Genomic DNA, 13,166 nt, shown 5'->3' with positions numbered 1-13,166 from the left:
CCGTGAGACTAAAAGGAGGAACAAATGAATAATATTGTAGATGTTAATGAAAGATTACCAATCATGAAGACTCTCCCATTAAGCTTCCAACACTTATTTGCTATGGTAGGAGCCACTATACTTGTACCAATGCTTACAGGTCTTAGTCCTTCAATTGCACTGTTTTGTAGTGGGGTGGGAACGTTACTATATATTTTATGTACAAAGGCTAGGCTTCCTGCATATGTAGGATCATCCTTTGCGTTCATTGGACCTATGGGTGTGGCCACAAAAGCATATGGCCAAAGTTCTATGTTATCAGGAATTATTGCAGCAGGGTTTGTATATGTAATTGTAGCTTTAATTATTAAATTTGCAGGAACCAAATGGTTAGATAGAATGCTATCTCCAGTGGTGGTAGGTTCTGTTGTAATTGTAATAGGACTAAGTCTCGCTTCAGTTGCAATAAATTGGGCAGGGCTAAATTCATCCTTTACAACACCAGCACTTGAGGGTGTATCTAGAGGCGCATGGATACTTGTATCGATGACAACACTTGCAATTGCTATAATAGGTACTATGTATTTCAAAGGATTTTTCGGGGTAGTACCAATACTCATTGCAATGGTAATTGGATATGCACTTTCTATGTTACTTGGGGTAATTCCAAAGGAAGTTCTACAGGAAATAGGTAAGGCTAGATTTTTTACATTACCAAGTTTTGTTTTGCCAACCTTTAACATAAATGCTATTATGCTTATGGCACCAGTAGCTTTCGTAACACTTGCCGAACATATTGGTCATGTATATGTTACAAGTAATGTTTGTGGCCGTGACTTCACAAAAGATCCAGGGCTACATAGATCAATCCTAGGAGACGGAATTGCTACAATGTTTGCAGGGTTTGTAGGAGGACCGCCTAATACCACTTACGGTGAGAATATAGGAGTTATGGCAATCACAAAGGTCTACAGCGTTTGGGTAATTGGAGGAGCTGCAATAATAGCAATTATATTATCCTTTATAGGACCAGTTTCAGCAGTAATAGGAAATATTCCACTTCCAGTAATTGGGGGAGTTAGTGTTATGTTATTTGGAATAATTGCATCCTCTGGTTTTAGAATTTTTGTGGAGGACAAAGTTGATTTTAGTAAAAAGAGAAATCTTATAATTGCTTCAGTGATAATAGTTTTAGGTGTTGGTGGAGGAGGTATTAAGTTCCCATTTGCAGGTGGAGAATTTGAGATTGCAGGGGTAGCCCTTGCAACCTTGGTGGGCATAATACTGAACTTAGTTTTACCTGAAAAGAGTAAGTCAGGAGATAATTAATATGATTTTTTAACAGAAGTGTCAGATTTAATTCTGGCACTTTTGTTTTTATTTAGATTGAAATTTAAAATTTCTAGACAATAATAAGAAATAGAGATATTATAATATGAGTTATACTAACAATAAAGTATCTTAAATGAGTAACTAGCATACTGACTAGCTATTTTTTTAAGATGACTAAAGAAAAGAAGAAATAGGAGCGATAATATATGATGTATACTTTAATTGCCACTACTACTTTTGGAATAGAAGCAGTAACAGCAAAAGAACTAAAAGCACTAGGATACGAAGATCTAAAGGTTGAAAATGGAAGAGTAACTTTTGAAGGCGATGAAATGGACATTGCTATATGCAATACTTGGCTAAGAACAGCAGAAAGACTTTTTATAAAGATGGCTGAATTTAAGGCCTTGTCTTTTGAAGAGCTATTTCAAGGCACCTTAGCCGTAGATTGGGGCAATTTAATACCAGAAGACGGTAATATGCATATCGTAGGTAAATCTGTAAAATCACAGCTTCACAGTGTGCCAGATTGCCAAGGCATAGTAAAAAAGGCAGTAGTTGAGTCTATGAAGAAAAAATATGATAGTGAGTGGTTTTCAGAGAAGGGACCAGAGTATAAGATAGAGGTTGCAATTCTAAGGGATATAGTAACGCTATCCGTAGATACTTCAGGTGTGGGACTACATAAAAGAGGATATAGGGAATATGCTGGCGAGGCACCACTTAAAGAGACTTTAGCTGCAGCCCTTGTGCTAATAAGTAAATGGGATAGTTCAAGGGTTTTAGCTGACCCCCTTTGTGGTTCTGGGACTATAGCCATAGAAGCGGCCCTTATAGCAAAAAATATTGCTCCAGGGATAAATAGAAAATTTGTCAGTGAAACTTGGCCAAATATTGAGACTGATATATGGGAGCAAGTACGCGAAGGTGCAAGAAAAACTGTAAATAACAATGAAATTGAAATATTAGCTTCAGATATTGATGGAGGTTTACTTAGAACAGCCATAGCTAATGCCGAAAAAGCAGGAGTTAAGGACTTTATAAAATTTCAAAAAATACCAATGCAAAGTTTTACCTCTAGGCAGAAATATGGAGTTATAATAACAAATCCACCTTATGGAGAGAGAATAGGAGAGGCAACAGAAGTAAAAAAACTTCATATTGATTTTGGAGAGATGTATGAGAGTCTAAATGAATGGTCCTGCTTTGTCATAACCGCTAATGGTGAATTTCAGAAGGAATTTGGAAAGAAAGCAGATAAAAATAGGAAATTATATAATGGAAGACTTTTATGTTATTATTACCAATATATAAAAGAAATACCTAGAAAGAAAAAAGAAGAGTAAGAGTGTATCCCTATGAGCTTTCTCCTACGTGCCTTGCAATAAGAGCTTAAAACGTGAAATTTTATTAAGAAATTCTAATCTTTTTCCAATATAAATTTCTCTAACACTCACATTCGCCTTCCTGGCTCAGGTTCGCTAGCCTGCCGTCCTGGCAGGCTTACGAGAATTTTATATTGAAAAAAGAAGAATTTCTAAATTAAATTTCAATGTTACTGCGCTTCTTATTGCAAGTCACTTTGGAGAAAGCTCATACTATTATGCATGTTACTGCGGAAGGTTTATGAGAATTTCTAAATGAAGATAATGGAATGGATATATTATACATATATTCATTCCATTATTTTTGTCTTATATTTTGATGAATGAAGGTTATTTCATGGTATCAAATGGTACAATCTATCTGTAAGTTGTTTGATAGTCGTAAAAACTTAGGACATGAATAAAAGGAACACTAAATATAAACAACTAAAATTACTTGTGAAGGAGAGAGTTTGAATGAGTATTTTTGATATTATTATTCCATTATCTTTTATTGCGATTATTTTAAAACAGTTAAGATACATGAAAGAATTAATAATGCCAACAAGAAAAACGTATGTAGAAATTATTACTGTATTGTTTTGTGTGATCATTTTCATAGGTATTATATATTTTTATGCGAATACCTGGGTTCATTATGTAATAGGAGTGTTAGCTATTGTTATGTTTGTAAGCATATGGATTAAACAAGGAATTAACTCAAAAGGTTTCATATCAATGTATAGATATAAAGAGATTGTATTATGGAATGAAATTGAAAAAGTTATTGTAATTAGTTCAAAGGATATAAAGGTTAAGTTAGCAGGTGGGTTTATGGAGCAAACATTTCATTTTAAAAAGAGTGATTACGATAAAGATATTACTATTCTAAAAGAAAATTTACCTGAACAAGTACAGATACGAAAGATAAGTTAAAGGCAATACCTCAAAATATAAGCAGAAGGCTGTGTTTAAACCCTCTGCTTTTTCTATTGTTAAAATGTATAATATTTAATGTGTTAGTTGTTATATATACACCTCGAAAATGCACCCATTAATTCTATAAGTGAGGGTATAAGATAATATCATATTTTTTATTCAACCCTTTTTAAAGTGCTTTCGCTAGGAGTTATATACATAGTTTTATTTGTAGAGTAAATAACCATTCCAGGTTTTGCACCTGAGGGCTTCTTTACATTTTTCACTTCTGTATAATCAACAGGTACACTAGAAGAATCCTTAGATTTACTATAAAATGCTGATAAGTTGCAAGCTTCCAGTAGTGTGGTTTCAGGTATATCACCAAAGTTTTTAATAATAACGTGGGAACCTGGGATATCCTTTGTGTGAAGCCACATATCATTTTTATTAGCAAGCTTTAATGTTAAAAAGTCATTTTGAATATTATTTCTACCCACATAAATATCTATTCCATCACTTGAAACAAAATGCATGGGCTTTGTTGGCTTTGCCTTTTTATTTTTACCTTTATTATGTTTTTTAAATGTAATATAGTCAGTTTCTATTAATTCATTTTTAATATCTTCAATTCCATTATAGTTTTCTACATTTATTATGTTAGTGAGTACAGAATGAAGATATTTTAATTCATTTTCAGTAAGATTCATTTGAATTATGGCCATTTCTTCTGCTATCTTAAATTTGTTATATTTTTTGAAGTAGTACTGAATATTTTGTGAGGGAGTTTTATTTTCATCAAGTTTTATTTTAACAAAGGCTCCATCTTCACTATAATAATTAACTACGCTAGCAAACTTGTCACCCTTTTTAAGGGAGTATATATTTGCAGTTAAGAGTTCGCCATTTAACTTATAGGCGCCTTTAGTATCACATTCTTTTAAAGTTTCTTTAAGTATTTTTACTTTTTTATCACAACGATTAATGTTATTATGAACTATTTTTTGAAGACCTGCACTTTTAGAATTTAATCTATCGTGGTTATCCTTTTGAAAATAAAAATTTTCTATTAATTTAGAGGGTGAATCATACTCTGCGTATTCACAATCTTTTAAAGAGGTTAGTTTAACGCAATGGAAATCTTCTAGTTTACCTTTCACAGTATAGGAAGCTAAAAAAGTATTTTTAGATAGTGACTTAAACATATTTACTGTAAAATCATAAATGTGTTTGGCATGTTCTAAATCAAAACTTTTATGTTCAAAAGAATACCTATATAAGAGTTCAGAGGATAGTTTAGAACTTATTCCTGTGAAAGTACCTGTAAAGAATTTTTCAGCGTAGTGTATTTCTTTAGTGGTTATATACTCATAGAACTCCTCATAAGTAAAATTAAAAGGATTTAGTTTTGTAGAAATAGGAGGGTATGCATATTCTACACCAGTAAATAAAACTCTAAAAGTGTTTACATCTGCTGTAACGTGTTTTATGCTATCCATAACTAAATTATCACGGGTACGGACTAAGCTAATGTTACTATGCCTACCCATTATTTCAATTATCAAAGAGTAGACACTATCAAAGCCTAATTCATCACTACTTTTAAAGTCGATAATTAACAATCTATCGGAGTTTAATTGTCTTACATCTAAAACTGTGGCAGTATTTAAATATTTTCTTAAAACCATACAGAATATAGGTGCTTGTGCTGGGTTTTCTTTATTAAATTCTGTAAAATGAATTCTAGGATAATTTGAACTTGAACTTATTAATAACTTATATATTTTTCTATTCTTTTTAAAACTTAATATGATCTCATCTTTTTCTGGTTGGGTTACTTTATCAACTCTGCAATCTATAATAACATCTTTTATTTCCTCAATGAGGCTAGATAAATAAATCCCATCTAATGCCATACGTATCACCCTTTCCTTCTGAAACGTCTTTAAAACTTTATAAAATTATGCACTTATGCTTTGTAAATAATACATTATATAATATAATATTAATAAGTTAAGTTATATTTATATTATACCATTAAAGAAAATTATTGAAAAGTCATACTAGTTGTATTGCAAAAAGGAGGAGCTATTTGGAAATTATAAATTTTACAAAAATGCAGGGAACGGGAAATGATTTTATTGTTATTGAAGATTTTAAGGGCAAATATGCTAATTTGGAAGGCCTGGCTATAAAACTTTGTGATAGGCATTTTGGAATAGGTGCAGATGGGATTTTAATAGTTACAAAAAGTAATATAGCAGATATTCAGATGATAATTATTAATGCGGATGGCTCTTATGCATCCATGTGTGGAAATGGCATAAGGTGCTTTGCTAAATATGTTTTTGAAAAGAAATATGTGCAAAAGGAAAATGTGAAAATAGAAACTGGTGATGGTGTAAAGCTGGCTAATATATGCATTAAAGATGGATTCGCTGAAAGCGTAAATATAAATATGGGAAAATATAATTTTAATCCCAGTAGTATTCCTGCTTTATCTAAGTCAGAAATAATTAATAAAAAGATAGAGGTTAGTAATAAAGAGTATTACATTACTTCAATGTTTATGGGGGTGCCACATACTATTGTTTTTGGCAAGCAGGAAGAGTATCAGGTTGAGGAAGGAAAATTTATTGAACGTCTCGACCTATTTCCTGAAAAAACAAATGTAAATTTTTGTGAAATAGTAGGAAGAAATGTGATAAGGGTGAAAACTTGGGAAAGGGGTGCAGGACCAACATTAGCTTGTGGTACTGGTAGTTGTGCATCTGTAGTAGCAGCAAATAGACTAGGATATATTGATAAAAAGGCAGAAGTACAGGTTCCCGGTGGAGTAATTACTGTAGAGATTGCTAAAGATGAGGTTCTAATGGAAGGACCAGCGGAAATAACCTTTGAAGGCAAATTTTTTCTAAATTAATTTTAAAACAGCTGTCTATTTAACAATAGTACAGTTGTTTTTTATTTTGTCGAAAATTTCTGATCTAAAAGGTGAATAAAATTGTGAAAGTGGACAAAAATTAAAAAAGGATATCCTATGAAAATCAAATATTAGAAAAGGTAAAATAATATGAAAAAAAATTTACTTCAATTATTATTAGACAAAAACCTAATTACAGAGGAAGAACGTATACAGATAAAAGAGGACTCATTTAAAAGAGGGTGTAGTGAAGAACAAATAATTTTAAGGGACTTAAAAATAGATTTAAATCAGCTTATTTTAATATTAGAAAATGATTTTAACATATCTTATACGGAGCTTGAATCTAATAGTAAAAAAAATCAAGCGTTTAAACTAATATCTAGGGAGGTAGCTGACAGATACGGCTTAATACCTTTTTATGATAATAGTAATGAAGTACATGTTGCTTTTTCAAATCCATTTGAAATAAAAGTTATTGATGAACTTAAATTTATAACAAACAAAAAAATAAAAATATTTTTTGCACTGTGTAGCAATATAGACCAGGCTATTGAAAACTGTTATGGAAAACAAATTGTGGATGTGGCAGTGGAAGAAATGAGAAAAGAATATATGCTAGAGGAAAGTGAAAAAAATGAAGAGGCACATTCAGAATTTTCTACTGAAAATGCACCAGTTATAAGAATAACAAATTCCCTTTTAAAGCAAGCCGTAAATGCAGAAGCTAGTGACATTCATCTAGAGCCTTTTAAGGATTTTGCCATACTTCGTATGAGAGTAGATGGTATTCTAAATGAGATAAATCAAATTCCAAGTAACGTATATAAATCACTATGTACAAGAATAAAAATAATGGCAAACATGGATATAGCCACTAAATTAATTCCACAAGATGGAAAAATAACTGAAAATATTGATGGAATAGACTATGATTTTAGGGTATCTTCGCTGCCAACAATGTATGGAGAAAAGCTAGTTATAAGAGTTTTATACAAGTTAGAGAGGTTTATAAATTTAGACTCATTGGGCTTTAGCTGCGATAAGGTTATGATTTTAAAGGATATATTAAAGCTTTCTCATGGAATGATTGTCGTTGCAGGACCAACAGGAAGCGGAAAATCAACAACACTATATGCACTGCTAAATGAAATTAATAGTAAAAGTAAAAATATCGTTACGATAGAAGATCCAATAGAATATAATATGCCTAGAATTAATCAAGTAAACGTAAATAATAAAGCGGGTCTTACTTTTTCAACCGGGCTCCGAAGTATTTTGAGGCAAGATCCAGATATAATAATGCTTGGAGAAATAAGAGATGAAGAAACGGCACAAATTGCTGTGAGGGCATCAATAACAGGACATTTAGTATTAACAAGTCTTCATACAAATGATGCAACTACGTCAATATCCAGGCTGATAGATATGGGTATTCCATCATATCTAGTTGCAGATTCATTAGTTGTAGTACTTGCTCAGAGATTAATAAGAAAATTGTGCTCCACTTGTAAAATGGAATATGAGATTACTAATGACGAATTTGAGCATTTAGGATTTAATAATGGAGAGAAAATATATAAAGGAGTGGGGTGTAATAAATGTAATGGAACTGGATATAAAGGTAGAACAGTGGTATATGAATTACTGAAATTAGATAATGTTCATAAATCTATTATAGCAAGAAGTGGCATAAGTGATGAGCTTTGGAAATATTGTAATGAAAAGAAATCAGATTCTTTTATGGAGACTTGCAGGGCTTCAGTGCGCAATGGTGTAACATCCATAGAAGAATTTATAAATGCTACTTATAGCTACAATTTTAAATAAGTCTTACCATAATAGATTGGTATTGGACTAGTTTTTTAAAAAAAGAGAATTAGTGATAGGTGAAATATAATATGAGATTTAAATATATGGCCAAAACATTCAACGGAATAACAATAAAGGGTACTACGTGTAGTGATAGTATAGAAGATTTAGCACTTGAATTACGCGAAAAAAAATTATTTTTAATAAAGTGTAGGAATATAAAAAAAATAACTGAAATTTCTACTAAACCTAATTTGAAAACTATATCTATGTTTTGCAGACAATTTTCAATATGTATTAAATCAGGCATTCCTATATGTGACATTCTTAATTTGCTTTATGAACAAATGGTACATAAGTCAATAAAAAAGAGTCTCCTAAGCATTAGGGAAAATGTACAAAAGGGTAATTCACTGCATAAGAGTATGAAAAAAACTATAAATGTATACCCAGAGTTTATGATAAATATGATTTATTTAGGTGAAGAGAGTGGAAAGCTAGATATAATTCTAGAAGAATTGGCAGGGTATTATGAAAAAGAGCATAAGCTGTTAAAAAAATTCACGAATTCAATGATTTATCCTTGCACAGTATTTGTTACATTAACAATTGTATCATTTTTTTTGTTTATAAAAGTAATTCCCGTATTTATTACAAATTTAAATTCTTTCCATGCAAAAACTCCATTAATCACCAGACTGGTTTTAGGGATGAGTAACTTTTTAGGAGCAAATTTTTTATGGATTTTAATGATAAATTTAACTCTCATTTTTATTTCTATAGAATACTTTAAAACAGAAAAGGGCAAGATGGATTTTGACAAATTTAAATTTATTTGCCCAATATTAGGCCCAGTATATAAACGTCTCATTTATACAAGATTTACTAGAGGGCTTAATATATTGCTAACTAGTGGCGTGGGTCTTTTAAAAGCTTTTGAAATAATCCATGATATTATTGGAAATAGATATTTTAAGCTAAAACTTAAAACAGTTTCAAGTGACATTAAGAAAGGGGGAGATTTATCAAGCTGTTTAAATGAAATGAACCTATTCCCACAATTTTTTGTGGCTATGGTGAAAATAGGAGAAGAAACCGGTAATTTAGATGGCATGTTTTTAATAGCTGCAGACATCTTCTATGAAGATGCAGAGGAAAATGTAGAAAAAGCTACTGCACTACTAGAGCCAATTCTAATAATATTTTTAGGAGTTATGATAGGTACAATAATATTAGCGGTTATGCTACCAATGCTAAGCGTTATGGACTCCGCAGGCAAATTTTAAAGACATTTCAGCACCTATGGTGCTGTTCATCACCGATGGTGCTGTTCATTAGCACAGATGATGATTTAGTAAGGAAGGTGAAATTATGCGTAAGGGATTTACATTAATTGAGATGGTATTAGTTATAGCAATTATGAGCATGATTGCAGGCTGTAGCGTTATTTCTCTAAGATTCCATAAATCAGTAAAAAATAAAGTGGATTTAGATTATTATTGCAATGCAACAGTAGGTTTTATTAATAATTCAAAGATGTATTGCAGAGAAAATTCTTGTAGTGCAAAAATAACTTTTGATATAGGAAAAAATGAAATGAATTTAGAAAATGACCGTAATACGGTAAAAACACTAGCATTCACAAAGGAGATAACCTTATATAAAGTTCAAGGTAGACGAATAAATGGAAAAATTGAAATTGATAAGGATGGTTTTAGTAATGATGCATGCACAATAATATTAAAGGATAATAATTCAATAGAACAGGAAATTACAATGAGAGTAGGTACGTCATATGTCAAAATCAATAAGTAAAAAAGGATTTACATTGCTTGAGGTACTATGTAGCCTAGGAATATTCTCTACCATTTTCATTTGCATGATGTCCTTTGACCTAACTTCTCATAATATAAAAAAAGATATTAAAACTATAAATAATAATGTATCCATAATGGAGGGCCTTAAAAACAATATTATATATTCTATGACCTTTGAGGAGTTAGAAGGGTTACAGAAAAATAACAGAGTTTTTGTAAATAAGGAAAATATGACTTTGAATAAAATTCAAAGCGGAGTATTGGACGTGTTTTCAGAGGAAGCAATACTTACGGATCCCTATATAGAATTGAGCTTTTTAAAATGTGAATTTAAGGTATACACTTTAAGCTTATCATTACATTCTGGGGGTCCAAAGAATATTATAGAATTACAGTGTAATTTCTATAAAGGCGATCATAAATGAAAAAAAGTGGAGTTACACTTATAGAAATAGTAATTGTTATGGGCTTGGTATTTTTAATGGTGGGGGTTGTAGATAGTATGCTTATCTCATATTTGAAAAATTATAAAAATAATGTATTAGAAAATGAAGGGTTTAATTATTTAAACGAAGCCATAGCAATAATAGAAAAAGAAGTTAATGAGGATGCAAGTACAATAACAACTGAGGATAATATTATTAAAATAAATTATTCTGATGGAATCACCATAAATTACATAAAATGTATCAATGGAAATCTTTATATCTTGTATGGTACAAAGAATATTACACCTGTAGAAAATTCCCATAAAAATGTAATTATAGATGATGTGAAAGACTTTGTGGCCAGAAGAACCAGAAAAACTCTTTATATTAAAGTTACCTGGCATAATGGTCAAAGCATTGAGAGGTGTTTAGCGATAGAAAATGCAAACTAAAAAGGGATTTATAATGGTTTATATTACTTTAGTAGGAATTATTTGTTTAACTATAATGATGTATATATTTGACATTCAACTGTCAGAAGTAAAGTATTCCAAAAGTACTAAAGTATATCTACTTAAAGAGGATGAATATCAAAGATACAGTGAATACCTAATGACTTTATTTTTTACTTATATTAATGAAAATAAAGAAGAAATAAAAAAAGGGATAAATGAGTTTTTTTACAATTCTAAAAGCTACATAGTAAAGTATGAAAAAGCGGAGGTGAACTATTCTAATAAAAGCAATGAGTTCATTTTTACAACACCTTACAAGTATGGTGCAAATAGAAATGATTACTTTGAATTACAATCTATTGGTGAAAGTTTTCATATGGTATTTATAAAAACAGAGTATAAAGTGCCACACACTGGGCAAGTGGCTGAACCTTTAAATAAGTGATTATAACAATAAATGGTGGTGGAAAAAATGAAATTTAGAAGGAATATGCTTTTAGAAGTTTCAGCAGAAAGAATTTCAGGCACAGAATTTTCAAAAAACAGAATATTAAATAGAGTTAATACTATAGCCTGCAGAAATACATATTATAAGGATACTCTCAATACAAAAGATTTTGAAATGGATATAAAGAACAAAAACCTATATGTTCTTGTCGAGGGGGAGACAGTATATATTAAAATGATAAACCTACCGCTGGTGAAAAAACATCTAATTAATGATTTGATTAAAAATGAACTAAGATACTATTATAAAGACATAGAGCATATTTCATTTACTTATAAGCTTATTAAAAAAGATAAATTTAATATGGAAATATTAGTTTTTTGCCTTAGTGGAAATAAGCTAAACGTATTAGAAAGCTCCAGTGATAATAATATCAGTTTAAAAAAAGTAAACTTAATTCAGTTTTGTTTTAAAGATTACTATTGTAACAAAATCTATGAGAAAAACTATATATTGGTTTTTTATTACAATGATATTTTATACTTGATAATATGTAATAATGATGAAATTGTGGCTAATACTATTGTTAGGGTTGTGGATTTGCTATTGTTTAAATTTTCATATGCAATGAATGAGTTTTTAGATAAGTACAACGACTATGCTAAACTATGTAAAAAAATATATTATGTAAATGTGGAAGGGTTAAATATAGAAGAATTCAGATATCTTACATTGCCTAAGGAAATATTAGAAAATTTAAAAAGGGAACAATTGCTAAAATATATGATAATAAAAGGGTAGATGTTATGGTGAAAAAAACATTCATTCCAAATTGGTACGAAGATAGAAAAAGTGAAATATGGAATAAAAAAGTTAAATTATGTATTAAAATAGTTTTAATAGTAAACATTATTTTGATAAGCCTCATATTTAATATTTCTAATGGGATAAAAAATGTGGCTGGCGAGAAAGCTAGTGAAAATAAAGCTGTTAATATTATAGAAACTGCTGGAAAAGATAGAATTATTATTGAAAAGCATAAAGAAATAAGCAAATTTTTTGAGAATAATAATTTCACCTACAAGAATATTAATATAACAAAAAATAATTTGGAAATAGATATAGAAGTTAATAACTATGAGGAATATATTCGTGTAGTAAGACTCATAGAAGATAAATATTCCATTAAAAAATTAACTCCAAACATTAAAAATGAAGGGAAGTTTAACTTTAAAGTTATATTATAGGTATAATGATGTATAAAAACAGACAATTTAAATGGATTCTATTTATTTTACTAATTATAATGGGGATTTTGTCTTTTAAACTTATTTTTGTAGCGCATAAATTTAACTTTATTAAAAACCAAGACGTAGTTAATATTAAAGTGGATAAAAACCCTGTGGTGGTAGAAAAATATGGATACAGTGACATTTTGGAACTTATAGGAAGAAATAGTGATTTTGGAGTGAAAACTATCAATATGATAGGACAGGAGAAATGTAATGTCCAAGTAGATTACAGGGGAGATATAAAATTATTGAATACTTCATTATATTCTTTAAATGAAAGTAAGAGTCTTTTAAGCATAAACAGTATTAATATTAATAAGGAATCTAAAACTACAACTATAAGTATTGATTTTAAAAAAAACAAGTAAATTATGGGTGATAGCCTTAATATTTTAGCC

14 protein-coding genes are annotated in these 13,166 nt (G+C 30.0%); 13 read left to right on the top strand and 1 reads right to left on the bottom strand.

Features of this window, described 5'->3' with window-relative positions:
- The first annotated feature begins 24 nt into the window (after positions 1-24).
- The 3 genes from uraA to G9F70_RS16875 all read left to right on the top strand — a co-directional run bounded on the left by uraA (position 25) and on the right by G9F70_RS16875 (position 3,611).
- Entirely contained in the window at positions 25-1,308 is a 1,284-nt protein-coding gene (uraA, locus tag G9F70_RS16885; protein WP_164944289.1) for a uracil permease, read from the top strand.
- 209 nt (positions 1,309-1,517) lie between these two features.
- Positions 1,518-2,657, top strand: coding sequence for a class I SAM-dependent RNA methyltransferase (locus G9F70_RS16880; RefSeq protein WP_164944288.1), 1,140 nt, complete (start codon positions 1,518-1,520; stop codon positions 2,655-2,657).
- Between the two features lie 495 nt (positions 2,658-3,152).
- The gene (locus G9F70_RS16875) at positions 3,153-3,611 is read left to right on the top strand and encodes a hypothetical protein (protein ID WP_164944287.1); all 459 of its coding nucleotides are present in this window, start codon (positions 3,153-3,155) and stop codon (positions 3,609-3,611) included.
- Between the two features lie 158 nt (positions 3,612-3,769).
- Here G9F70_RS16875 and G9F70_RS16870 read toward each other — a convergent pair whose 3' ends face one another.
- Positions 3,770-5,509: an NFACT family protein gene (locus tag G9F70_RS16870; RefSeq protein ID WP_164944286.1), complete on the bottom strand. Its 1,740-nt coding sequence runs from the start codon at positions 5,507-5,509 to the stop codon at positions 3,770-3,772.
- A 185-nt stretch (positions 5,510-5,694) separates the two neighbouring features.
- Between G9F70_RS16870 and dapF the strand changes: the two genes are divergently transcribed.
- The 10 genes from dapF to G9F70_RS16820 all read left to right on the top strand — a co-directional run bounded on the left by dapF (position 5,695) and on the right by G9F70_RS16820 (position 13,136).
- Positions 5,695-6,516 carry a diaminopimelate epimerase gene (dapF, locus tag G9F70_RS16865; protein WP_164944384.1) on the top strand — a complete coding sequence of 274 codons (822 nt, stop codon included), beginning with the start codon at positions 5,695-5,697 and terminating at the stop codon, positions 6,514-6,516.
- A gap of 150 nt (positions 6,517-6,666) precedes the next feature.
- Positions 6,667-8,346 carry a GspE/PulE family protein gene (locus G9F70_RS16860; RefSeq protein ID WP_164944285.1) on the top strand — a complete coding sequence of 560 codons (1,680 nt, stop codon included), beginning with the start codon at positions 6,667-6,669 and terminating at the stop codon, positions 8,344-8,346.
- Between the two features lie 71 nt (positions 8,347-8,417).
- The gene (locus G9F70_RS16855) at positions 8,418-9,614 is read left to right on the top strand and encodes a type II secretion system F family protein (RefSeq protein ID WP_164944284.1); all 1,197 of its coding nucleotides are present in this window, start codon (positions 8,418-8,420) and stop codon (positions 9,612-9,614) included.
- Positions 9,615-9,699: 85 nt separating this feature from the next.
- A complete protein-coding gene (locus G9F70_RS16850) occupies positions 9,700-10,143 on the top strand; it encodes a type II secretion system protein (RefSeq protein WP_164944283.1) in 444 nt (147 codons plus the stop codon).
- Positions 10,124-10,570, top strand: a complete 447-nt coding sequence (locus tag G9F70_RS16845; RefSeq protein WP_164944282.1) for a type II secretion system protein — start codon at positions 10,124-10,126, stop codon at positions 10,568-10,570. Before G9F70_RS16850 ends, G9F70_RS16845 begins: the two co-directional genes overlap by 20 nt.
- The gene (locus tag G9F70_RS16840) at positions 10,567-11,025 is read left to right on the top strand and encodes a hypothetical protein (RefSeq protein ID WP_164944281.1); all 459 of its coding nucleotides are present in this window, start codon (positions 10,567-10,569) and stop codon (positions 11,023-11,025) included. The genes G9F70_RS16845 and G9F70_RS16840 overlap by 4 nt, the downstream gene beginning before the upstream one ends.
- Positions 11,015-11,473: a hypothetical protein gene (locus G9F70_RS16835; protein ID WP_164944280.1), complete on the top strand. Its 459-nt coding sequence runs from the start codon at positions 11,015-11,017 to the stop codon at positions 11,471-11,473. The genes G9F70_RS16840 and G9F70_RS16835 overlap by 11 nt, the downstream gene beginning before the upstream one ends.
- Before the next feature lie 27 nt (positions 11,474-11,500).
- Positions 11,501-12,277, top strand: a complete 777-nt coding sequence (locus tag G9F70_RS16830) for a hypothetical protein (RefSeq protein WP_164944279.1) — start codon at positions 11,501-11,503, stop codon at positions 12,275-12,277.
- 5 nt (positions 12,278-12,282) lie between these two features.
- Positions 12,283-12,723, top strand: coding sequence for a hypothetical protein (locus G9F70_RS16825; protein WP_164944278.1), 441 nt, complete (start codon positions 12,283-12,285; stop codon positions 12,721-12,723).
- A gap of 5 nt (positions 12,724-12,728) precedes the next feature.
- Entirely contained in the window at positions 12,729-13,136 is a 408-nt protein-coding gene (locus G9F70_RS16820) for a hypothetical protein (protein WP_224617637.1), read from the top strand.
- Positions 13,137-13,166 lie beyond the last annotated feature (30 nt).

Origin of the sequence: Clostridium sp. FP1 (assembly GCF_011065975.2) — a bacterium.
Classification (GTDB): domain Bacteria; phylum Bacillota; class Clostridia; order Clostridiales; family Clostridiaceae; genus Clostridium_AD; species Clostridium_AD tagluense.
The sequence above is the reverse complement of the archived record's forward strand: the minus strand, read 5'-3'. Positions and strand labels throughout refer to the sequence as shown.